At 59.3% G+C, this 23,069-nt stretch carries 15 protein-coding genes and 5 pseudogenes; 11 read left to right on the top strand and 9 right to left on the bottom strand.

Annotated features, from left to right (window positions below):
• Positions 1–186 precede the first annotated feature (186 nt).
• Positions 187–2,910, top strand: a complete 2,724-nt coding sequence (locus tag FV217_RS11805; protein ID WP_246682771.1) for a PAS domain-containing protein — start codon at positions 187–189, stop codon at positions 2,908–2,910.
• Between the two features lie 562 nt (positions 2,911–3,472).
• On the opposite strand, the pseudogene FV217_RS11800 reads toward FV217_RS11805, so the two are convergent.
• A pseudogene (locus FV217_RS11800) lies at positions 3,473–3,721 on the bottom strand (IS701 family transposase); the annotation flags it as partial.
• A gap of 144 nt (positions 3,722–3,865) precedes the next feature.
• On the opposite strand from FV217_RS11800, the gene FV217_RS11795 reads away from it, so the two are divergent.
• Positions 3,866–4,492, top strand: a complete 627-nt coding sequence (locus FV217_RS11795) for a hypothetical protein (RefSeq protein ID WP_147817376.1) — start codon at positions 3,866–3,868, stop codon at positions 4,490–4,492.
• 16 nt (positions 4,493–4,508) lie between these two features.
• Here FV217_RS11795 and FV217_RS22865 read toward each other — a convergent pair whose 3' ends face one another.
• The gene (locus tag FV217_RS22865; RefSeq protein WP_187272532.1) at positions 4,509–4,751 is read right to left on the bottom strand and encodes a hypothetical protein; all 243 of its coding nucleotides are present in this window, start codon (positions 4,749–4,751) and stop codon (positions 4,509–4,511) included.
• Between the two features lie 122 nt (positions 4,752–4,873).
• Between FV217_RS22865 and FV217_RS11785 the strand changes: the two genes are divergently transcribed.
• The 3 genes from FV217_RS11785 to FV217_RS11775 all read left to right on the top strand — a co-directional run bounded on the left by FV217_RS11785 (position 4,874) and on the right by FV217_RS11775 (position 7,157).
• Positions 4,874–5,098 carry a hypothetical protein gene (locus FV217_RS11785; protein WP_147817374.1) on the top strand — a complete coding sequence of 75 codons (225 nt, stop codon included), beginning with the start codon at positions 4,874–4,876 and terminating at the stop codon, positions 5,096–5,098.
• 71 nt (positions 5,099–5,169) lie between these two features.
• Positions 5,170–5,940 (top strand): hypothetical protein, encoded by a 771-nt coding sequence (locus tag FV217_RS11780; RefSeq protein ID WP_147817373.1) that lies wholly within the window; start codon positions 5,170–5,172, stop codon positions 5,938–5,940.
• On the top strand, positions 5,937–7,157 hold the full coding sequence (locus FV217_RS11775) for a hypothetical protein (RefSeq protein ID WP_147817372.1): 1,221 nt from the start codon (positions 5,937–5,939) through the stop codon (positions 7,155–7,157). Before FV217_RS11780 ends, FV217_RS11775 begins: the two co-directional genes overlap by 4 nt.
• A gap of 417 nt (positions 7,158–7,574) precedes the next feature.
• Here the strand turns inward: FV217_RS11775 and FV217_RS11770 are convergent.
• Positions 7,575–8,029, bottom strand: a pseudogene (locus FV217_RS11770) (transposase family protein); the annotation flags it as partial.
• A 451-nt stretch (positions 8,030–8,480) separates the two neighbouring features.
• Here FV217_RS11770 and FV217_RS11765 point away from each other — a divergent pair.
• A complete protein-coding gene (locus FV217_RS11765) occupies positions 8,481–9,497 on the top strand; it encodes a hypothetical protein (RefSeq protein WP_147817371.1) in 1,017 nt (338 codons plus the stop codon).
• Positions 9,498–9,689: 192 nt separating this feature from the next.
• Here the strand turns inward: FV217_RS11765 and FV217_RS23415 are convergent.
• Both FV217_RS23415 and FV217_RS11760 read right to left on the bottom strand, forming a co-directional pair.
• Positions 9,690–9,877: pseudogene (locus FV217_RS23415) on the bottom strand (IS701 family transposase); the annotation flags it as partial.
• Positions 9,878–10,191: 314 nt separating this feature from the next.
• Positions 10,192–10,611: pseudogene (locus FV217_RS11760) on the bottom strand (IS630 family transposase); the annotation flags it as partial.
• A 74-nt stretch (positions 10,612–10,685) separates the two neighbouring features.
• On the opposite strand from FV217_RS11760, the gene FV217_RS11755 reads away from it, so the two are divergent.
• Complete coding sequence (locus FV217_RS11755; protein WP_147817394.1) at positions 10,686–11,711, top strand: IS110 family transposase; 1,026 nt, start codon at positions 10,686–10,688, stop codon at positions 11,709–11,711.
• Positions 11,712–11,964: 253 nt separating this feature from the next.
• On the opposite strand, the pseudogene FV217_RS23410 reads toward FV217_RS11755, so the two are convergent.
• Positions 11,965–12,509 (bottom strand): annotated as a pseudogene (locus FV217_RS23410) (IS630 family transposase); the annotation flags it as partial.
• 85 nt (positions 12,510–12,594) lie between these two features.
• On the bottom strand, positions 12,595–14,787 hold the full coding sequence (locus FV217_RS11745; protein ID WP_187272531.1) for a HEAT repeat domain-containing protein: 2,193 nt from the start codon (positions 14,785–14,787) through the stop codon (positions 12,595–12,597).
• A 237-nt stretch (positions 14,788–15,024) separates the two neighbouring features.
• Between FV217_RS11745 and FV217_RS11740 the strand changes: the two genes are divergently transcribed.
• Positions 15,025–15,588, top strand: coding sequence for a transglutaminase-like cysteine peptidase (locus tag FV217_RS11740; RefSeq protein ID WP_246682770.1), 564 nt, complete (start codon positions 15,025–15,027; stop codon positions 15,586–15,588).
• A 446-nt stretch (positions 15,589–16,034) separates the two neighbouring features.
• Here the strand turns inward: FV217_RS11740 and FV217_RS11735 are convergent, their stop codons facing one another.
• Together FV217_RS11735 and FV217_RS11730 are read right to left on the bottom strand one after the other, a co-directional pair.
• Positions 16,035–18,725 (bottom strand): hypothetical protein, encoded by a 2,691-nt coding sequence (locus FV217_RS11735; protein WP_147817367.1) that lies wholly within the window; start codon positions 18,723–18,725, stop codon positions 16,035–16,037.
• Positions 18,726–18,728: 3 nt separating this feature from the next.
• A complete protein-coding gene (locus FV217_RS11730; RefSeq protein WP_147817366.1) occupies positions 18,729–20,198 on the bottom strand; it encodes a hypothetical protein in 1,470 nt (489 codons plus the stop codon).
• 724 nt (positions 20,199–20,922) lie between these two features.
• Between FV217_RS11730 and FV217_RS11725 the strand changes: the two genes are divergently transcribed.
• The 3 genes from FV217_RS11725 (at position 20,923) to FV217_RS11715 (ending at position 22,687) form a co-directional block, all read left to right on the top strand.
• Positions 20,923–21,264: a TM2 domain-containing protein gene (locus tag FV217_RS11725; protein ID WP_147817365.1), complete on the top strand. Its 342-nt coding sequence runs from the start codon at positions 20,923–20,925 to the stop codon at positions 21,262–21,264.
• Between the two features lie 41 nt (positions 21,265–21,305).
• Positions 21,306–22,016 (top strand): hypothetical protein, encoded by a 711-nt coding sequence (locus tag FV217_RS11720; protein ID WP_147817364.1) that lies wholly within the window; start codon positions 21,306–21,308, stop codon positions 22,014–22,016.
• Positions 22,017–22,189: 173 nt separating this feature from the next.
• Positions 22,190–22,687 carry a MerR family transcriptional regulator gene (locus FV217_RS11715; protein WP_147817363.1) on the top strand — a complete coding sequence of 166 codons (498 nt, stop codon included), beginning with the start codon at positions 22,190–22,192 and terminating at the stop codon, positions 22,685–22,687.
• Positions 22,688–23,069: the final 382 nt, after the last annotated feature.

Here is a 23,069-nt window from a genome sequence, read left to right as displayed (position 1 = left end):
TTGCCGTTGTCGTTTTTCAGTTCGGACACTCGACCCTCCCAGGCTGCCGGCTTGTCGACGACGCATAGGATGTTCCGATGAGATCGGTGCGCCGACCGTCGGCCAAGGTTGAAGTCCTCGCGTCCAACACAATCACGCGCTATCCCGCCCCGCATGCAGACACCGCCCCTCCCGGACCCGGAAGACTTGTCACGCGAGCAACTCGAAGCCGAAGTGCGGATGCTGCGCGCCCGATCCGCTTCACTTGCCCAGATGTTCGAGCAGGCTCCGGGTTTCATCGCCCTCCTCAGCGGTCCCGATCACCGCTTCGCGCTCACGAACGCCGCCTACCAGCGCGCCATCGATCATCGCGCCGTGGTCGGCGGCACGGTTGCCGAGACGTTGCCGGACGCGGCCGCACAGGGCTACGTCGACCTGCTCGACGCAGTGTTTCGCTCGGGCAAGGCGCACCGGGCGACAGGCGCCAGATACGACGTCCAGGCCGTGCCGGGCGGTCCGGTCAACGAACGCTATCTCGACTTCGTCTACCAGCCCATCACCGATGCGCACGGGGCCGTCAGCGGCATCTTCGTCGAAGGTCACGACGTCACCGAGCGTACCCTCGCCGAGGTCGCCCTGCGCGAGAACGAGGCGCGCTACCGAACCCTGTTCGAAAGCATCGAGGTCGGTTTCTGCATCGTCGAGATGAGGTTCGAGGGCACCCGCGCCGTCGATTACCGCATCCTGGAGGCCAATCCAGCCTTCGTGCGGCAGACGGGCGCCGACGTCGCCGGCCGGTGGGTGAGCGAGTTCGCGCCCAACCTGGAGCGACACTGGTTCGACACCTATGGCGACGTCGCGCTGACCGGCGAGCCGGCGCATTTCGAGCATTACGCGGACGTGTTCGGACGCTGGTTCGAGGTGCGCGCCCTGCGGACCGGCGACCCGGATTCGCATCGCGTCGCTATCTTCTTTTCGGACATCACCGAGCGGCGGACCGTCGAGAAGCGTGCCGAGGCGGGCGAGCGCGAGCTCCGTCTCATCACGGACGCGCTGCCGGTTTTGATCTCCTTCATCGGCGCCGACCACGTCTATCGCTTCGCCAACAGGGCCTACGACGACTGGTTCTCGATACCCGCCGAGGACATCGTTGGCCGGGACGTGAGGGACCTCCTCGGCCCGGAAGCCTACGCGGCCCGCAAGCCATACATGGATCGGGCCTTGGCGGGCGATACGGTCACCTTCGAGCTCGACTGGCCACGCCGCGACGGGGAGCCCCGCGTCGCAGAGATCCGCTATTTGCCCCGCCGCACGGCGGCTGGTTCGGTCGACGGCTTCCACGTGTTCGTCCACGACGTCACGGCGCGCAAGCAGACCGAGGTCGACCTCGCGCGTCAGGTCGCCGACCGCACGGCCGAGCGCGACCAGATCTGGCAGGCCTCATCGGACATGCTCTGCGTGGCCAACCTCGACGGATACTTCGTCAGCCTCAACCCGGCTTGGCCGGCGACGCTCGGTTGGAGCGAGGCGGAGATGAGGACCCGGCCCTTCCTGGACTTCGTGCATCCCGACGACGTCGCCTCCACCTTGGCGGCCGCGGCCGGCCTGGCACGCGGCGAGCCCCAGATCACCTTCGAGAACCGCTACCGGCACAAGGACGGCAGCGAGGTCTGGCTGTCCTGGAACGCGGTGCCGCGCGACGGCCTCATCTACGCCTCCGTGCGAAACGTGACCGAGGCCAAGCTCCAGGCCGAGACCCTCGCCAGGACCGAGGAAGCCCTGCGCCAGAGTCAGAAGATGGAGGCTGTCGGCCAACTCACCGGGGGCCTGGCACACGACTTCAACAACTTGCTGGCCGGCATCTCGGGTTCGCTCGAGCTGATGCAGACACGCATGGCCCAGGGCCGCCTCACCGAGATCGACCGCTACATGACGGTGGCGCAGGGCGCGGCCAAGCGCGCCGCCGCCCTGACGCACCGCCTGCTCGCCTTCTCGCGCCGGCAAACCCTCGACCCGAAACCCACCAACGTGAACCGTCTCGTCGCGGAGATGGAAGAGCTCGTCCGGCGAACGGTCGGCCCGGCGATCCATTTGGAAGTGGTCGGCCTTGCCGGAATATGGCCGGCGCTGATCGATCCGGGCCAGCTCGAGAACGCGCTGCTGAACCTCTGCATCAATGCCCGCGATGCGATGCCGGAAGGCGGCCGCATCACCATCGAGACCGCCAACAAGTGGATGGACGAGGCCGGGGCCCGCCAGCACGACATGCCGCCGGGCCAGTACCTCAGCCTGTGCGTCTCCGACACCGGGACCGGGATGTCCGCAGACCTCATGACCAAGGTGTTCGAGCCGTTCTTCACGACCAAGCCCATCGGCGAGGGCACCGGCCTTGGTCTGTCGATGGTCTACGGTTTCGCGCGACAGTCCGGAGGGCAGGTCCGGATCTATTCCGAACTCGGCGAGGGGACGACGGTCTGCCTCTACCTGCCGCGCCACTACGGCGATGCCGACCAGAACGACGTCACGCGACGGCTCGACGAAGTCGGGCGTGCCGGCCAGGGGGAGACGGTGCTGATCGTCGACGACGAGCCCTCGGTACGGATGCTCGTGACCGAGGTTCTGGAGGACCTCGGCTACACCGCCATCGAAGCTGCCGACAGCGTGGCAGGCCTGAAGGTGCTGCAGTCCGACGTGCGCATCGATCTGCTGGTCACCGATGTCGGCCTGCCGGGCGGCATGAACGGCCGCCAGATGGCCGATGCCGGCCGGGAGCGGCGGCCCGACCTGAAAGTGCTCTTCATCACCGGCTACGCCGAGAACGCCGTGCTCGGGAACGGGCATCTGCGTCCCGGGATGCAGGTCCTGACCAAGCCGTTCGTGCTGGAGACGCTCGCCACCCGCATCCGCGACCTGATCGAGGGAGCGGCCTGACCGGGCGTCACCGTCGCGTCACGCGTCGATCTCTAGGAACGGTGGCCGCCCGTGAGCTCGGAATCGATGGGCGGGTGAACCTACGGAATCAAAGCCCCCCGGTCGTACCTTGGATGCGGGGACGGAGTGCGTTTCATTCGAAGAGCTGTCTGGGCAGCTCGGCCATAGGATGCAGGGGTTTTCGATCACGGAGATCTATGCGGCCTACTCGCCGGATTATCAGGCCCTAGCTACCGAGGCGATTGACGAACTTCTGCAGGCCGTCGCGGCAGAGAGTCACTCTTGTCAGTTTTTGATCAGACCGAAGAAAAATCCCTCATAAAAACAAAGAGATAGCAGCCTGATGAAATACCTGCACACGGGATCAACGATATCAGTTGCTTAGTGCAGGGTGGGGCACGCGAGGCCGGGACGAATCACTATCCCCTCGGGAGAAGGCAGACCGGTGCAGTTGGTTTGCTGGCTAGAAGCTGGCCAGTTCCAGTCCGACCAATCGAGCTCGTGTTTCGCTCCCAGTCCTCCGGTGTCGGGAAACCGGCGATAAAAATTCACCGGCGTTGCGCTAAGCAACAGCCTGGGTGGCAGCCATCATGGCGAATGCGAGTATGACGAGGCTGAAGTATCGGTGCCAGCCCTGCCAGGAGCGGGTTTCGTTATGATCGAGCCCGAGTTCGTTCTTGGTGGTTTCGAAGCTGTCTTCAATCGCCCAGCGATGGCCTTCGACCCTGATCAGCGTGGCGACGTCAGTTCCGGCAGGGCACCAGGTCGAGAAGGCCAAGGTGCCATCGGCGATGGTCTTGCGGATCAGGAGTGCGGATGCGGCGCAGCAGGTCAACGCTCACGCCGCTAATCGTGCCCAACGTTTCGATGGTCTCGGCCAAGGCGACCTCCTATGTGGCGTTGACAAGGATCAGCCGCCGGAACGCCGCCGGTCGGGTTTGGATGGGGCGGGACGATGGACGGCAACACGGTGCTCGACTTCGGCAAGGTCGTGCTCGGCGCGCTGCTCGGGTCAGGCGCGGCTTCGATCGGGTTGGCCTGGTGGAAGCATCGAGGTGACAGTCGCTATCTTGCGCTGCGGCTGGCGGTGATCTTCGAGGGCTATGCGAGTGCTTGCTCGTCGCTCATCTCGCGCAATGGGAACGCTGAGACGCCCCAGGGCCACGAATTTCCGAACTGGGATGTGAACTTGCCGACGCTGCCCGAACTGCCCTCGGATGCAGACGGGTGGAAGGCGCTGGACGTGGAAGAGGCGGCGCTGTGCCTCGGGTTCGCTTCACAGATCGCAGGCTGTCAGAGCGTCGTCGGCGAGACGATCGAGCACTCGCCTCACGATATCGACGACGTGGTCGCAGAAGAAGCGTGTTGCCTCGGGCTACAGGCTTGGGATCTTGCCGTGCGGCTTCGGTCAACCCACAAGCTGCAGCCGCTCGCCCCCCGATATGACTATGCGCAGCACTTGCGCGAGGAGCAGGCAGCGGGGACGAAGCGCCGGCAGGAAGCCGCGCGCGATGCTGAGCAATTCGGGAGGGTCATCGCCGAGGCACAGCAACGAGTGCTAGACGCCGAGGCGAGAGAGTAGCTGCGGCACCTATGGCCTATGCCGATACGGGGTGCCGAAGCCCGCTCGTGCGGAACAGGATGCGATTGACGATCGTCGCCTCTTTGCACGTCGCCTGTCCGATTTCGCGAAGGCTGGCGCCATCTTTTTGCATGCGCACCATCGTCTGGAGCACCGGCTGCTCTTCGGTATCTTCGACCAGACGGCCATCGACAATGCGCCAGCCGAACGGACGCTTTTCGCCACCGTAGACGCCTTCAGCCGCAAGGTGCCGCTTCACCTCCTAGGTGCACTCGCGCTCGCTCCCGGTCACCGCCGAGAGGATCGTGAAGACCAATTTCGAAATGGCGTTGCCGCATACGTCGCCGCCGAGGTCGATCATGTGAAGGGTAGCCGGATGGGGTGCGCGCCCTGATCGACGTGGACGCCCCCGCCATCGCCTACCTCGAAACCGCCCACGGCGATGCTGAGCAGGCGCTGCGGTGGGCGGTCGTGGCCCTTATCCGTACAGAGGTCGCGTTGGCGGAAGCCCGTAATGCAGTCTCGCGCGGCTATGTGCCGGCATCCCTGCTTGCCGGCGCAATCGACTTAACCTTTCGCTCTTGCCACTGGCGATTGCAGCCGTGACATTACGGTGAATGTCGCCGGTTGAAAGCCGGTGCCGCTAAGGGTGTGGGATGATACCTCGGCCACCGACTTTGAAAGAATTTCTGGAAGCAAGCAATCTTGAGATTGCGAAGGAGCCACCTTGGACGCACAGCGCCAGTTGCGGTTATATCTGGGATTATGTGGAAGCCGAGAAAATCCTGGCTTTTGAGTGCCGGGTCTTCAAGCCAGATAACCTCTGCTATTTTTTCGTCGGAAGGCCTGCTTACAAAAGAAATGAAATACATAGTCCCGGCGATTGGGAATACCCTCTCGTTTTTGTAATGCGATTTGGTATAGCTCCTAAAATTAAAAGGATATTTCCGTTCGATAGCGGCGCATTTGTAGATCAACGGTTTCCGACTTACCTAACAATGTTTGATGTGAATCGTTTTGACATTTCGGGAGATCAGCGCAATATCGGCCGTCTTATCTCTCTGGTTTATAAAACACCGCAACTTTACTTCGAGCGGCGGCCGGTGGGTCAGGAAGAGCTTAGACGCGAGCACGAGCTCACGCCTAGACATAGAGAAATTGAAGCGGTCGCCAAACTTGCGCGAGAAAATGCTACGCCAGAAATGGATGATCGGGCTGCGGCCATTGAGGTGTCGGTGGGTGAAGACGTTCCGATTCTACCCGAGAACCTACTGGGCATCGTTATACCGGACCAGTATGAGCTTGAACGGGAGTTATTTGATCGGCTCAAGCAGATGACGACATTCATTGAAACTTATCGTCATTTGCCCAGTACCTTACATGGGTATCATGCTCGCATTGTAGACTGTGTAGACCGTATCTATAAGCGGGCTGGAATAGTACTGTGATCGAAGAAGGAAAGCCACTGTTAGGATCATTAAAGCTGACTCGTGAGGCAGACTCCATTGGTTTGCCAGTGTTTATGGGAGCTGGGGGAAACGTCATGTATGTTCCAGAAATGGACGCAGACTTTCTTATCAGCGACTTCCTAATTTTTACAAATTCAAATAAGTTCAAGATGGACTATCATGTTCCTCCCGAATTTAGTCAAATATTTTACAGATGTGGAGATCCGACCCCTATTCCGTATTGGTTCCACGGAAAATGTTATTTTGTGAGTGGGAGTGCAGAGGCTAGTGATCTAGATCAAATTCATGGATCGGCCGTTCAGTCTACCGACGTACTCCGGTGTCTGAGTCAGTATCTCCACGACGCACGCGCTGGAGTCTTCCGCCAAGAGCGTGAGCAATGGGTAGCCCGAGATATTTCGGCCGCGTACGGCGACGTGTTTTTTGAGACGCCAGTGCACTCCGTCTATTGGGTGAGGCGTTTTGTAGAAGCAGTCAAATATGCTCGAAATGTTTCTCAGCCTCCGCATCGAATTGATGAAGAATTAAGACGGGTTGGGCTAGAATGGATTAAACGCTTCGCGACAAAAACCGACATAAGTCGCATGACCAGTGTTGTAGGAAGCCTTGTAAGTAGCAAATCACTATCAATAGAGCGCGCCGGTAGCGCATATTTTGCTTTCATAATGCATCGGATGCAGTCGGGCCGGTTCAAAGAAATTGAGCGAGAACTGCCATCCAACAATGAGTTCGCTGCCTTGTTTTCTTATGGCATTTATACTTTTTATAAAGAACACGATGGCTCTCATACGCTCTTTGACTATGCTAAACCGTATGGCATTCTGGACCCCTTTTATAAAGAATTGCAAATTGCTCACGACACAGACGATTACACGCGACTGGAATTGATGTCGTATGCGTATTTTAATCGCGCCGACGCTCCAAGAGAGGTTGGAGATGCAATTGTCCCTATGCTCTATACGCTTAATGACAATTTGCTTGAGGCCCGAGACGAATTACGCCACCGAATTAGCCGAAAACAAAAATTTGAAGAGGAAGCGTCGGAATTAGTATCGATATATAAGTCCATGCAAAGCTTAGACGGTTGTGTTTCTGGTATGTATAGGCTCTCGAAAGTGATTTTTAATGATCGATTTGGTATGGATGCGCGATTCATGCGATCAATATTTTCTATGGTTGGCCAACGATACGATTAGACGGGAGCGTTGATGTTTGTTTATATAACTTCATGCCCGCAGGACGCCCAACGGATTTCAAGCCAGATTATAGTGAGCAAGTAGAATTACGCTGCACGCTTGCTGCGACGGATGGCCATTTAGCTACGTTCTATGACGTCACTGAACAAACGATCAACAATCGAAAGAAGGCTCATCCCGAATTTTTGAGTCCGTAAAAAGGGGCAAGCTAAAAACCGATACCCGGGTCGCCGACAGCCTTCTGCAACGTGCCATAGGAGCGAAGTGGATCGAGCAAAAAAAGGTGAGTTCAAGGAGACTCAGTAAGAGAACGGGAAGAAGGTGCACGAGGAAGAGCAGGTTGAGATCGTGGACATGAAGAAGGCCGCTCCGCCGGCCGCCACGGCTGGGGTAGCGCCGGCCGCGCCGCCGGTCTCAATCGTCGATGCCAACGACCCGCAGGGACGGACACGTCAGGATCCCGCGACGGCGATCAGACGCAAGACCGTATCGCCGCTCACCGGCATGGCCAGTCGCCGCGACAGCCGGGCGCCGGCCTCACCGCCGAGTACCATGCCGATTTCGGTCTGTGCCTCCGCTAGACGACCGTTGCGTCGCATCCTGGCACTGGCCAGACGCGTTACGCGCTCGGCGAAGATGCGCCTTTGGCAATGACCGCAACGGAAGCGGTGTACCCTCACCCGCTATGTCACGGCGCGATCCTGCCAAGGCAGGTCATGAAGCATCCGCCAGTAGGAACTGTGCACGCGCGCCGACAGCCGTCCGCAGATCGGGCAGGCCACCTCGTTCGCTCTCGTCATGGCCGCAATCGTCAAATCAGCCGCATCCAGCTTCAGGTCATCGACCTGAACACCAACGGGAACGGACGGCAGAGACGAGTTCGAGTCCGGCATCGCGCTGCCCTCGGTCATCGCGAGAGTCAGCGCCCGAACGAATCACGTGCATCGAAAGTGCACAAGAGCCATCTTTCGACGCTGGTCCACATCAGGCTCATGCCCGAACATTAAGCCACCAACCCGAAGGGTCCATAACAGCCCAAAGCCGCCGAAATCGGCGGCAGAAATCTATTCAACTGAGCTTTCACCTGGAGTGATTACTTTAATCCAAGTATATCCATGTGTAATTGAGACTGTAACAATATACAGCAATATTAGCCAACGGTCCATATAGATAGATGCTTATTTTATGTTAATTTTGCTGGTATAGCGTATATCATTGTGTTTTGTACAGAGTCGCGGTACAAGTCATCAGCCATCCGCGTGTCAGGCTCGGGTTGCATAAAAATTTCATAAGTTTTGTCAATATAGCTAAGGAGTTATATAGATGTCAAATACAACTTGTATTTATAAGTTTGTGTATATAGCTTTATCCTTATTCGTTTTTCCATCAACAGCCTTCGCAGAAAGTGGTTATCAAACCATTCGCGGGACTAGAGTTTATACAGTTATTGACCAGAGTGCTGGTGTCGCCACATTTAGCAATGAATGTGGGAGTCAAACCCTTACCCAAAGACAATTGCAATCTGGATCCATACCATCGCAAATTATCCCCTGCCCACGCGACGCGGACCCACAAGACTCTAACGATACAAATATAAAACTTGCTAATCTCTCTATTGATAGAATTCATAATCTTTTGGTAAAGGATGCATTCGGTCGTGCAATAAAGGAAGCAAAAGACACTTTATTAGGCACCCCTGAGAGATCGCAGCAATATAAAATACTATCTGAATTATACGAAATGGCGATTTGCTTTGATGCTTTTTACGACGCAAGTACTCCGGTTGCGATTGTAAGCGCAATCAACCGCTGTAAACATACTTCAGTAAAAAACCAATTCATCAAATATTCAAGTTATTTGGCTAAAGAACCACCAAAATATTCGTTCGCCACAAGGGGGCTATCTAGTCCAACCTTCAATTGTAAGGATATCGAACCTGCAAGAGCACGCGATAGCGATTGCGACTCCTCATCTGGAGGTATGACTTCAGGAGAGCCTTGGAATCATGGATCGCAAGATCTCAAATTTCGTGACTATAGTGGTAAAATATGGACAATCCCACCTGGTCACAGCATATTCAGAAATAGAGATGGCGGTATTGGGGTTACGGATCTGCGAGATTCGTCAAAAAACCAACTTGCTGTCTCACAGGACGGCAAAGTCCAATGTAAAAATCTTTCGGCTAGCTACGGAGTCGTTCTTTTATCTTGTGAGAGAGAACGACAGGCAAAATACTGGTACGGCGCAAATGAAAATGAAAACGTGAATGATGCATATGATAATTATATGAAATCTAGAAATTCTAATACTAGCGGCAGAAATAACGGAGATCTGAACTAGAACTATTTTTTTGCAGATTGCTTTTAAGGTGGATGGTCGACAGCAGTATCACAGTGCACGCATCGCCGCTGTGATGGCAGCTTGAGGTGATCCAGGTTGGCCGACTGGATCGTCGGCATTGAGGGCTGGGGCAGTGGGCGGGCGAGTTTTTCCGCCCGCCTCTGCGATGCGCTAGGACTGGAGGATGGCTTAGGCCATCATAGTCATCAGCGCGTGTCGAGGCAGCCCTGTCGAGGATCGGCTCTTGAAGTGTTCGGGGCCGAGTTCCTCCTTCATCTGCTGGTGGGGCTGCTCGCTGATCCAGCGCGCTGTAATTGTAGCGGCGAACTGCTTGAGGTCCGTGTTGGCGGCCAGGTTCGCGAGGTAGAGCTTCGCTCGCCCCAGACTCGCTTCTCGCAGAACAGTCAGACGGCTTACCTGAGCAACCACTGGTTGCCATTTGCGCCGATTTGCTGGCTCGGACCATCGGCCATTCTCTAAACACTATAGCGAACGGCCGGCAGCGAAGGGTTCAAGTCTGGCATCGCGCTGTCCTCAGGCAACGCGAGAATCAGCGCTAAAAGGAATCACATGTGACGACAGCGCGAAAGAGCCACACATCGGTGCTTATCGACATTCGACGCCGATCCACACATTGGGATTTGTGCCGTATAAAATTCTAATCTGCTGCCTCTCCCATTAGAGCCGCGCCTGATCACATTTGATCGTAAGCGTCGTATCCAGCGGCGGTGATGTGGTTTCGGCATTCTTGCAGCCGGAAGGCTGTGAAGGCTTTTCGGATTGAATCCCAGAGGTCGGAGACGGTGCGCGCGGCTGCAGTTCGCAACCGGGCCTTGAGCTTGGCGAAGGTCTGCTCGATCGGATTGAAGTCGGGTGAGTAGGGCGGGAGGTAGAGCAGGCTCGCACCGGCCGCTTGGATGGCCGCGCGCGCGCTCGTGACCTTGTGGGCTGGCATGTTGTCGAGGATGACGGTGTCGCCCTCGCGTAGGGCCGGAACCAGCGTCTGTTCGACATAGGCACGGAAGCGGGCCCCGTTGATGCTGCCGTCGAGGAGGGAGACCGCGGTCGGCCCCGTGGCGCGCAGACCGGCGGTGACGGTGGTGGTCTTCCAGTGATGGGGTGGACGCCCCCCGACGGCATCGACGTGCCAAGGTGGTGGTGTTGAAGAGCCACCAGAGGGAGGCGTCCATGACAGAGGTTAGCACCATCGGCCTGGATCTGGCCAAGAACGTCTTTCAGGCTCACGGCGCAGATGCCGGCGGCGCTCCGGTCTTCCGCAAGAAGCTGCGACGCGATCAGGTGCTGGCCTTCTTCGCTGCCCAGCCGCCCTGCCTCGTGGCGATGGAGGCCTGCCCCGGCGCACATCACTGGGGCCGGGAGATCGGCAGGCTCGGACATACTGTGCGGTTGATCGCCCCCGCCTACGTCAAACCCTTCGTCAAACGGCAGAAGAACGATGCGGCCGATGCCGAAGCGATCTGCGAGGCCGTGCAGCGGCCGACCATGCGCTTCGTGGCCGTGAAGACCGAGGCGAAGCAGGCGTCTGCGGTGATCTTCCGGACCCGCGACGTACTGGTCGGCCAGCGCACCCAGATCATCAACGCGATCCAAAGTCATCTTGCCGAATACGGCCTGATCGCGCCGCAGGGCCCCTTCCACGTCGAGCGGCTGATCGGGCAGATCGAGGATCCCGAGTCGGATATTCCACCAGCTGCTCGTACCTGCATGAGCGTCCTCGTCGGCGCGCTACGACATCTTCAGGAGCAGACTGCAGTGCTCGATGCCGAGATCGCCGCGCGCGCCAAATCCAACGAAACGGCCCGGCGGCTGATGAGTGTGCCCGGCATCGGTCCGCTGATCGCGACCGCCATCGAGGCGTTGGCTCCGCCAACGGAGACGTTCCGCTCGGGCCGCGACTTCGCCGCGTGGGTCGGGCTGACGCCGGTGCAGCGCTCGACAGGCGGCAAGCAGCGGCTCGGACGCACCTCGCGGATGGGCGAGAGAACGCTGCGTCGTCTGCTCATCATCGCAGCCAGCTCAGTCGTGCGCTGGGCCAAACGCAAGGGCGTGTCCGCCGACTCCTGGTTGGGCCGGATGCTCGCGCGCAAGCCACCAATGCTGGTGATCGTCGCCGTGGCGAATAAGAACGCCCGGATCGCGTGGGCCCTTCTGACGAAGGGTGGAATTTATCGAGCTCCGGCCGTCGCCGTGTAAGCGGGACGGACGCGAGGCTGCCGGAGGGCGTGAGGAGGTCGACGGACAGGTATGGCGCAACGTCGGTGAGGCGGGGTTGGGAGAACCAGGCGCGTGGGGAGTGCTTCGAGCACGTTCCAGTGATGTGGACCCGACCCTCGCATCCCATACGGGCCCGCGGCATATGAACCGCCGCATCAGAGGCCGGACACATGGCAGCACCCGATCACGCGCAGCGCCCGTCCAGAGATTCTGCTTGCACCCGCAGGGGCGTCCACACATGTCCATGCGGGACCGCCATGCGGCAGCGTTCGCCACAGGGCGCACGCCCGTAGCGTCGGGCCATGGCGGTGTTGGCCGAGGTCTCGTCGAGAAACACCAGACGGTCCGGGTCGAGGTCGAGCTGGCCTTCGAAGCAGTCCTCGCGCTCGGCCTTTACGTCGCGGCGATCCTGCTCGGCCGCGTGTGCGGTCTTTTTTTACGCGTGATGGCGTGGCGCGCGAAGAACCGCGACAGCGAACTCGTGCTGATCTGGACGCCGTGATGCGCCAGGACCTCGCACAGTTCCGACAGGAAGATCTCCGGATCCGCCTCGTAGAGCTTCAGGATCAATGCGGCATGAGCCTCGGTCTCACCCGAGCGCCGGTCGCCGCCCTGAGGCTTGGCCGCGATCCGGCCCTCCTGCGCGAAGCTCTCCTGCCAGCGAACGGCGCTCGACGCGCTCACGCGAATGCGTTTGGCCGCCTGTCGGCGCGAGCATCCAGCCCCAAGGGCAGACACGACCCGCTCACGCAGATCGGCAGACAACGGCGACGCCATGCAACCCTCCTGTCTCACCGCGACAGGGAATCAGATCAGACCGCGCGTGAAAACCCCGACCGACTCAGCACGGTCGGGCGCCGCTCTAGTTCGGCATCACCGCGATCTGCCTGAGGGCTCCAGCTAAAGTTTTCCGAGTTTCTGTATCAGAGGTTGATTGCATAACGCTTTGAATGACAGGGATAGCGTCCGCGGCTTTGGTTCCAAGCCGGCCGAGAGCATTCCCGATCGCCCGCTGCCGATCAGCGTCGTGCGTTGCCTTCAGGCGCTCAATGAGCGGGGCCAAAGCTGGAGATCCAATCTCAGCAAGAACGAGTCCGAGCCGCCACAAAACGGGAAGAAAAGACGACTTGTCGAACGCCACAATGAGCGAGTACAGGTGACCCGAATTCGGCTTTCCGAGCCGTCGGAGGTCATCGATGATCTGCAGGCGGACCTGATCGCTCGCTGCCTTGGAAAGCGCATCCATCACGTCATCAATCGCCGCGGCGGCCGTTGCGCCGATCCGACCGAGCGCATGGACGATCAGCACACGGGCCTGTTCAGGTGGAGCCGCCGCAAGTGCTGACAGGAGCGGTTCGTACGCAGCATTGCCCATCGCCCCGAGAAGATCGGCCATACGTCGGCCGAAGGGACGGTGGCTCCACTCGTGAAGGAGCGTGGTTAGGTCACCGATGGCCGAGGCCGAAGGCACGACGCCCGGAACCATCCGCCCGAGCATTCTCTCGACGTCGTAGGCATCCCGCATCGTCCGCAATGCCGCGACTTGGACGGTGGCCGTCCGCGAGGCCGGCGCCCCGATCTTAAGGAGTGCATCGGCAAGCTCGACAATGAGATCGCCATCGCGGCTTGTTTCGGCGGCTTCGGCGAGAAGCACGGCGGCTGATGCGGCCGATGTCCCGACACTTCCAAGCGCGCGGGCGAGCGCGACGCGGGACGATGCGGAGTGTGCGTCGACGAAGTCCTGCATCAGCGGTTCGACCGCATCGCATCCAAGCGTTGCCATCGCTGCTGCCAATGCGATCATGACGTCCCGATCGGCCGTCTGACGAAACGTCGCGCGCATGGGCTCGAGCGATACTCTCGCGCGCAAGCCAATCGCCGCCAAGGCTTCGGCGATGGCCCTGCGCAGACGGTCGTCCTGCGTCGCCTCAAGTGCATCCAGCAGGCCCGCGAGCGCCGCTCGGGCGTCCGGTCCGATCTCTTCAAGCGCGCGTGCGATGCCGATGCGCTGCTGGTCGCTTGCGCCGCCAAGGACTGTGACGAGCGGCGGAACAGCTGAGGCGCCGATTTTGCCGAGCGCGTAAGCGATCTGATAGCGCGTCGCGGGTTCGCGTGTGATCAGAAGCGCATCGATCAGCGGCTTAACTGCTTCCGCAGCCATAGGCCGAAGTTGGCGGATCAGCGTCCCGACCTGATCGGTCGTGGCATGGCCACACCGCCTTTCGAGGAGCGCAACGACCGTCGCCAGTCGCGGTGCTACCGCTGCACCGATGCCACCCAGCGCATAGGCCGCCGCTTTTAGAACATTCTTATCCTGTGCCCGGCGGAGCATATCGAGGAGCGCGGGAATCGCGACGTCGGCGTCCGGGCCGATCCGTCCCAGGGCGTAGGCGATCCACCGGGCAACATCTGCCTCGATGGCGTGGGGCAGGGCCGAGATTAGGACGGGGAGATCGGCTGCCCCGGCCTGCCACAGGAGGTCTGCCAGCTGGGACGGGGCCGTTTCGCTTACCATCGCGAGACCGTCAGCGAGGCCCGGCACCGGAGGATTCGCGATACGGAGCGCTACGCATCGACTGGTTCGAAAGTGCGAAGCCGTTCGCTCGGCCATGACGTACGCGAAGTCGATATCCGTTATGTGCTCTTCGTTCTCGAAGGTCGCCGCGGCGATCACCCGCCCGCTGACGACCCTGAACACGCGGAAGCGGCAGGGTACGTGCTCTCGGTACGGGTCCGCGATGCACTCGACCGAGGCGCCAAAGAGGTCACCCGATATCCACGTTGCCGGGATCGGTCCGTCGACTTCATGGACGTCCCGCATCTGAATTTGGACGCGGCCCTGAGCCGGCCAGCCGATGTCGACGCTACCACCGAACGACGTCAGGAGCAGCCGCTCACCATCGATCGTCCATGTCGCCCCATAGCCCCGTTGGTTGGCTGTCGTGTGACCCGGAGCGAAGCGGCATCGTTTCCAGCGGGGATCGTCCGGCGGCAGGATGGGCGGAAAAGCATGCAGGGAATAGGACGATGCGCCATCGACCAGTCTGTCCGGCATTTGCCGAGTCATGCGATTGCCTGCCACTGAGCGGCTACTGAAGCCGCGTCGCCCCTTGCCACGCCGTATTCCCCAGCGATTTCCCGGCTGACAGTATGCTTAATTATGCAGAACTTGTGAGCGCTGCTAAGCCAGAGCATGCGTGGTGCGTGTTTGCCGGGGGGCAAGATGATTTTCCGATGGACAATGCTCATCCTGCTCGCAGGTCTTTCGCTTCATGCCGTTAGTACGACCACAATGGCCCGCGAGCAGGCGGGTGTTGTCCTACCGGCTATCTCTGCCGGTGCCACGCCGCTCGGGGCGGCCCGGCCGATCCTCGCCTGGACGGAGTTCTGCAAGTCGCATGTCGCCGAGTGTGAGGTTGATTCGACTGTCCCGTCTCGCATCGCGTTGACCCCATCGGTTTTGTCGCTCGTCGTGTCGGTGAACCGCCGGGTCAATCGCAGCGTCCGGAACCAGACTGATCAGGAGCATTGGGGTGTGCCGGACCGCTGGGACCTCGCCGAGGACGGCGCTGGCGATTGCGAGGATTTTCAGCTGCTCAAGCGCCGTCTGCTGGCCGAGGCCGGTCTCCCCCGACGGGCCATGCGCTTGACGGTGGTGATCGACGAGAAGGGCGAGGGCCACGCCGTGCTCACCCTGATCACCGACCGCGGCGACTACGTCCTCGACAACAAGACGGACTCCGTGATGGCTTGGCATCATACCGGCTACGTTTTCATCAAGCGCGAGAGCCAAGATACTCTGGCGTGGGTGTCGCTGGGTGGCGTGACCTCCCCAGTTGTCGCCGCCAACCGCTAGGTCAGCAGCAATGCTACGGGTGCTCGTTATGGCAGCGGTCACATGCATAGGACCGGCATCGAACCATGGCCCCAGTACATTTTCGCCAAAAATTGATTATATGAAATATTTAAATTTCGGTTGGGTTTACAGGCAGTACCTCCGGCAACTACAATTCTCCGTGCATTTCGAATATAGCCAAAATAAATCAATCAAATCGTTTTTCAAAAATCATTCGATGCAAATCCAGCATCATTGGCTTGCGAGTCCATTGATATCTCTAAATGGCGTTAACTGCGGTACAGTGCGAGCTTGGCGTCGATTGCGGCTCGATCCCGTTCATAATCTCTACCGCCCGGCCGACCCATAACCTAGCCTAATCTCAGCAGATTCGTTATCTGCTCGGACGAAACCATTATCTGCCTCGCTCCCTTTAAAATATATAATATTAATAACAAGCGAAGTCATTAGCGTGGAATAGTGCTAATCACGAACTCAAATAGTTCGTTGATGGATTTGATACGTGCACCCGCGAAGCTTCCAACTTCTGTATCTCCGTCCTTGCGCAAGCAGTGCCGCATGAGATCAAGTCGTCCAGCAAGCGCCGCTTCGCGCGTCAGGATTTCTGCGAATGACTGGTAGGATTCCAGGCTGCTTACGTTCTCCTGATCCTTGAACGCTGGAAAGAGCGCGTCGTGCACTTCCTTCTTGCTATCTCCACCATCCTTTGTGATCTCATCGAGCCAAGCCTTTGCCTTCTCCCAGTCCCGGTTCGTCACCGCAACGTTAAAAGGGTGGTCTGACTTCCGATGATATAGCTCTGCTACCCTAGGGGGCGCCTTATAGGGCTCCTCGTCGTTCCAGTCCGCAGGACAACCTTTCCAGAAACAAGCTGCCATAAGTCGCTGCTCCGCAGTCGCCGCCCGGTAGGTAGCGATCTCGCCCTTGATCTCCTTCAGTGCGTCTAAGCCATCGATGGCCTTGTCGACTCGCGCCATCAAGTCGTCGCGTTGCCGATCAAGCCCGCCACCATCGGCCAGTTTGATGGCCTCAAGGACGAGAGGATGCCACGCAATTCGAGTTCGAGGTGCGTCCAGATCGAGAAGCGCCGTCGCGAGGGTTTGAGCCGTAAAGAACATGGCGCGGCGTATATCGGCGCGCGTCGTGCAGGTCTTGAGTCCGTAGGGGCACCACACGCTTGAGAAGTCACCCGCAGCGCGTACGAACTGAGTGTGATCACGCCATGCCTGAGCATAGTCGCCGACGACTAGGCTCATGTCGCGAAACTCGGATAACCCGCTCAGGTCATATCGAGGCGCATCTTCATCGCCACCCGCGGCAGCCATCTTCGTGAGCCGATGCTGGCGCGCCAGCTTGAGGCGCGCCGAAGCTGCATCCAAGTCACCAAGGTCACGATAGGCGCGGACCAGCCAACGATCGACGGATGTGACGTCGAAGAACGCGGAGACGCGAGGGCCATCGGAATCTTCCGTGTAAATGGCCGGTGACGACAGGTCGATGCCTGCTAGCTGGTCGACGAGCCGTCTATTCCATCGGCCATCGATCATGGCTGCGGCATCGGCAATCCGCATGATCTGGTTGGCCGTGCGCAATAGCTCGCGCGGTGTGGCATCCTGGGGAGGGAGGGCAAGCGCGACCGCCCTGTCGACGGCGCTTCCGGTGCTCTTCCATGGGAGCAGCGATGACCATTGAGCTGAACGCGCTTTGGCAACGTTGAGCCATGCGTCGATCTGATCCTCGCAAGCGCTGCCCTCGCGCATCTCTGGCGGGCAAGAACGGACGTCCTTTAGGATGGCCATGAGCTCGTCGCCGAGCGCCGCCGCGGCATCCGCCGCCTCCACCCTGAGCTTAGACGGTTGTTGTGGCTTGAGATGTCCAAGCGCCAGACCCGAAGGCTTCGGCGGAGGCATCCGCTCCAGAGCGTCAGCGAGTTCGAGACGCAACTCAGACCACGCGTCGGCGAGTTCGCCCCTGCCGTCCGCCCGATCCGACGCCTCACGCTTGGCGTCCTCTCTTGCCTTCTCTTCCTTATCACGGCGATTTGCCTGCCCTTCCAAGAGGCTCTTGCGCTGCGCCGGCTCAACCTTGTTGATTAGGCGCGAAGGGCGCGCCATTGTAGATGGCCACGCGAGATCGACGATCGCGTCGAGCGCGTCGAGATCGAGGGCGAAACCGTCCATGTTCATCCCGGCGATCCAGCCCGCAGCAGCGAAGGCCGCGCGGTTGACTGGCACGACCGGGACTCCTCGCTGGCGCATGCCATCGACGACGGCCTCCTCTGCCTTCAGCACGGCATCGCTGCACTGGAGTGAGACTGCCTTCATCCAGCGTTCGATGTCCGTTCGCTGGCGGCGAGAAGCGCGCTTCAGAAGAGCAGACCCATCGATCAGGATCGGTTCGACCGTTGAAAAGGTAAGATTGAGGAAGCTCGTGACTGACGTCAGGCCGAGAAGTGGCGCTTCGAGGAGTGGCATCTCGACGGCCGCCAAGGCATTGCGGTCGCTGCGGATCGCGGTGATGTTCGTGACGGCGGCACGGACTTCTTCCGGCACGGTGTCGGACTCATCGAGCTGGCGGCGTCGTAGAGTGATGCGCCAGTTCGGTTCGGGCTTGGACCCAAGGTCCTCGTAAACCGATCTGGCGGCTCCACCGCCGATCAATTGCCCCGCAACGTGGCGCGGCTCGCTTATCGCCGTACGGAACGAAAAAAGATGGGATGCGCCCCCGTACGCCACAGTGCCGCTTTCCCCGATACGCCCCGGCACTTCGCTCAGCTGGAAGCGCCGGAAATGCTCAGTGTCCTTGAACAGGAACGGGGTCCGGATCGTGCGCCACGGGGAGTACGAGTCGTACATCGGGATGCCGCCCGGGCTCCGCATGCGCCACAGCGAGACGACCGGCCCCTTGGCGCCGGCTGAAGCAGCCTCTCCGTCGGCAAAGGCTGCAAGTGCCACCTTCTCCGCGCCGATGCGGGCGTCGCCTTCCGAGATCCCGCGGATGCAGGCGTCAAGCGCGGGCGTGTGTTTGTAGGAAAGGGTAACGGGAATGCCGTCGGGCGAATGATCGGCGCCCGTTATGGCGGAAGCAGCGCCTATGCAGACGAGAATGGCTACGAGGGTGAAGAGGAAAACACGCATGGACTAGCGCCCGGTCTGCTGCGAAGATCCTCCAGAGATGCCGGAGCTCGGCACGGGAAGCGTACCACGCTCGCTGAATTGCGGCAGCCCATCGAGTATTTCGCGCTCTCTGTCTGCGCGTGATTTTGGCGGATTATTAGGTGCGGGGGTGGTTCCGGGAAAGACCGCCGAGCCGCTGTTGACGACTGGTGGTGCTACAGTGTCGACCGGAGCTGCGCCGGACGCGTTCACAGCTTCAGACGATCCGTTGAGCTGCTCGCGCAACGCATCGCGAAGACTTTTACCTTGTGGCTTCCTAGGACGAGTGCCTGTTATATCATCGTAGACATAGTCCTCGGTTGCAGCCTTAACCACACGGACCCGCCCCTGTACCGTGTTAATATACCGGTTATTGAGGCAGTCGATCCGATCTTCAGCCTCACCGAACGCCCGGCAATGACCGGCAACATCAGGTTCAAACTTGGCGATGACAGCCGCTTGGGCGCGTCGAATACAAGCTTTCCAGGCGTCCGTTTCTCTTTCCGCCTGCCCCTCGCAGAGCTTGCTCGCTTCTCCGTAGAGAACGCTGAGTGGAAGCCGTGGCTTGGCCCGTTCCGCCTCCGGCAGTCGGTCGCCCTCGGAAACCGCGAAGGGATTGTCGCCCTTGTAGGGAGTAGCGCCGGCATAGTTTGCCTGGGCAGCCGTGACTCGGCCCGCTTCGTCCTTCAGCATGGCACCGAGCTTTTCGGCAAGCCCCAGATTATGGCGCGCAGCCCCCACGTTGCGCGCATCGCCGCATAGGCCGAACTCTCCCGCCGCCCTGGTGTAGCGGGCGACAGCTGAACTTGGGTCGAGGGCATGCATGTCTTGCTCTGCGGCCACGAAGTCCGTTTTCGCCCGCTCGCAATGCGAGAGTCGGACTACTTCCTTCCGGCGTTCTTCCTCGGCGCGCCGTTGGCGCTCCTCCGCCGCGCGTTGCTCGCTCTCCTGTCGATCGACAAGCGCGAGGTTCCGAGCATTGTTAGCGATTGCGCTCGTGTTTCCGCAGGACGCGAATTCTTTGTGCGCCGACCGGAATGCGGCGCGGGCGGCAGTGAAGTTTCTGTTTCGAAGTGCAGCGTCAGCCTCGTGGTGGTGACCCAGACCACGGTCGAATGACGCCGTGCACTCTCTGCGTCGCTGCTCGGCCCGTTCGGCCGCCGCTTCGCGCTCAGCCTTCTGCCTTGAGAGTTGATCTGCTTTCGCTGCATTGCTCCGCATGTTTTGCGCGATATCAGACCTACCACACCCATCATAGTAGCGCGCTGCCGATCGGTAGTCGTTGGCAGCATCGCTGTGGCTACCGTCCGACCACAAGCGACGGGCCGACTGTTCTTCGTCATGTCCGAGGCTGCAAAGGCGCTGTCGCCGCTCCGTCTCTTCTTGCTGTGCTTCTTCTGCAGCAGCCCTTCGGCGACGATCATTCTCGCGGTCCTGCGCGATCATCGAGTCCATAGTGCCAAGGAGAGCTCCGGCGAGTCCAAGGCCCGCACTAATGGCAGCACCATAGTTTCCGCCCCCTCCATTAGAGTAAGACGGTGTATTTGAAGAGCGATTGTCTGGCCCACAGGCGAACTGATTGTCGACTAGTCTGCGTCCTTGTCCACAAACGGAGTCTGCCAAAGTCACAGAGGGAAGAAAGATCAATACAACGCAGGCGGCCAGTGCAGACCTGCTTGGAGTTTTTCTCGGCCGCATGCTTCGAATCCCGCCTTCCGAAACGACCGTTTTATACGGCGAATCTGCCTGAACCATTACCACCTGACCCCACGGAATCATCATGCGTAATCGCGAGACCGGTGTACATAGAGACGATATAGGACGCCCATGAATTCGGACCTGCTTGCGCCTTCGTCTCGGGCCGGTCGCGTTGTGCTCCTGATACCTCCTCTACATACAGCGGCATGAATCCCGTACGTTTCGCTACGTCACTCAGAAGCTCCGGGTTATGTTAACTGTGGGTTACGGCGCGTAACCGATCAGCACGTCTCCTCCGTGTATCAACCGCAGGCTACACCACGCACTTGCCATCCCTTTCCAAGAGACAGTTTAGTGAGCCAATGAAGTCTGCGTTGGCCGACACAATTATATGGCGGATGGCGGTCTCCAAAACACCCTGGTTTGTCTGAGTCCAGGATCCGCGCGGATCTGGTGGCAGGGTTTGGATGGGAGAAGGCCGATGGGACGCAAGAGCGGGTTCGTGGCGTTGCTGTTGTGGAGCTGCGGGTTATTCCTGCTTTGCGGCTTGCACCGGATCTACGTCGGGCGGTTCTGGACTGGGCTGCTGTGGTTCTTCACTCTCGGCTTGTGCGGGATTGGACAGCTGATCGACCTCTTGCGCCTCAGCGATATGGTTCACGTCGCTAATAGCGAAGGCGGCCGAGGGGCCCGGCAGATTGCCCCGGCGACTACCGTCGCGCCGGTCTTCAACGTCACGATCAACGCTGCACCGGCTGGCGTCGAGCCGATAACGCCCGATCAAATCGCTGCCGGCATGACGCAGCTGCCGCCCCGGCGGTAAAACGGGCTTCAATAATGGCAATTTGATAGAGCGGGGGTGCCATGTGGGCATCGCACATACGTTATCGGGTACTCGCCTCGTCACTCGTGGTGTGGAGCGCTTGGGCTACGGTCCCCGCCTCAGCCACCGCCGACGGCCCAGATCGGTTTGCGGTCCGAAACGTACGGGCAAACGACACGCTGGCGCTTCGGGCGAAGCCGAACGCTGAAGCGCGAAAGATCACCGCGCTGCCGCCCTTTGTCCGGGGTCTCGAGAATCTCGGCTGCCTGGACGGGAAGACCGGGCGAGAGCCGGCAGACATCGGGCTAGGCGGCATACGACCGTGGTGCAAAGTCCGCATCGGCAGCCTCATCGGCTGGGCATCCGCCCGGTTCCTGCGCGAAGACGGAGAGATCCTGAAGCCTTACAGCGTCTCCGGCGCCCCTTCTGGACCGGGGCAGTTCGTTGCTACCTCTTTCGCGATCGAGAAGACGGCAGCTGGTGACGAGCGATGGAAGGTCGTCACGCAAACAGTCATCAGCAAATCGACGACGGCCGACGTTCCGAACGAGGTGATTATTACGTCACAGCTCGTCAATTGCCGCCATGGGCGCAGTGAAGTGATCCGATTGGACGGAAGCGCCCCAGGAAGCTCCGGCCGTATCGAAGAGACACCGGAACCGGGCTACCATCCAGCCTTGGCTGGCTTTGACGAAGAGAACCTATGGTGGCTCACGTGCCGGAGTATCTATCAAAAATATCGTTGGCCGTGAATGATCGACCATAAGCTACAGCATATCCGAAGATCCAGGGTTTGGACAAAAGACGGCAATAACAAGCTTAGTTTTTATAACGGTTATTCGACACAGTTTTTAGCAAGCTGCCTGTTGAGCATTTCGGGAGAACAGTGAGGATCCCCAGGTCAATAAGACTTGGAGGAAGACTAATGGCTCTAACAATCGAAGAATTGTCTGTTCAGACGAAGGTCAATCCCTCGACCATTCGCTACTACGAACGACGTGCCGTACTTCTCATACCCCAGCAATCCAAGGCGGGATCTCGGGAATATGACACCGTCGATATTAAAAGGGTGAGATTTGTTCGTTTCAGCCGGCTCTTAGGGATGGAATTGGACGAAATTCGTGCCTTGATTGAGATGATTGGCGAGGGCAACTCAGAGGAGATCGATATCGTAGAGCAAGTCATGCTTGAACGAGCTTCACGTCTAACGCGTTTCTGCGTGAACCTCAAAAATGTCTCCGCTGCGATTCGCACTGGTGAAATCGATGAGGCTAACGCGTTCAGCATACTTTCCACAGATGGAGAGACGACAAACGAAATCAATAGTAATAATCGACCAGAAAAAAATTCATCAGCTGAAGGTATGGGAAAGAAGTTAACTACTCAAATCTCAAATTTAAAAGGTAGGCCCGCAAAGTCCTAGTGATTACTTCGGCGGTATCCCCGACAATTCCTATCCCCTCAAACGTTCCACATTGTTGGTGCGTTGGGCTGCCATCGTGGGTCCGTTCCTGATTTTATGGACCTTTCACGCCCATAGCGACCGTTCGATCGCCACACGTATGTTGCGAGGCGGACGTACGACCCCGAACGTCAATGACATCGATGGTTAGGTAGCAGCTGGTCCGCTTTCAGGCAGCGATGAATGGAAGTGGATATCGTCGTCGAGCCCGCTCTCGACCCTGGCTGTGTCAAAACCCCGATGATGGTACGTTCCTTCGGTCTGACCGGAGGTAGACATGGGCCGGTTTGTTGTCGGTGCCGAGCGCGATCAGACGACGCTGTTTCCGCCTTGTCTCGAGGAC

This window comes from Methylobacterium sp. WL9, assembly GCF_008040035.1.
Taxonomy (GTDB): domain Bacteria; phylum Pseudomonadota; class Alphaproteobacteria; order Rhizobiales; family Beijerinckiaceae; genus Methylobacterium; species Methylobacterium thuringiense.
This window is presented reverse-complemented; position numbering and strand designations above follow the sequence as displayed.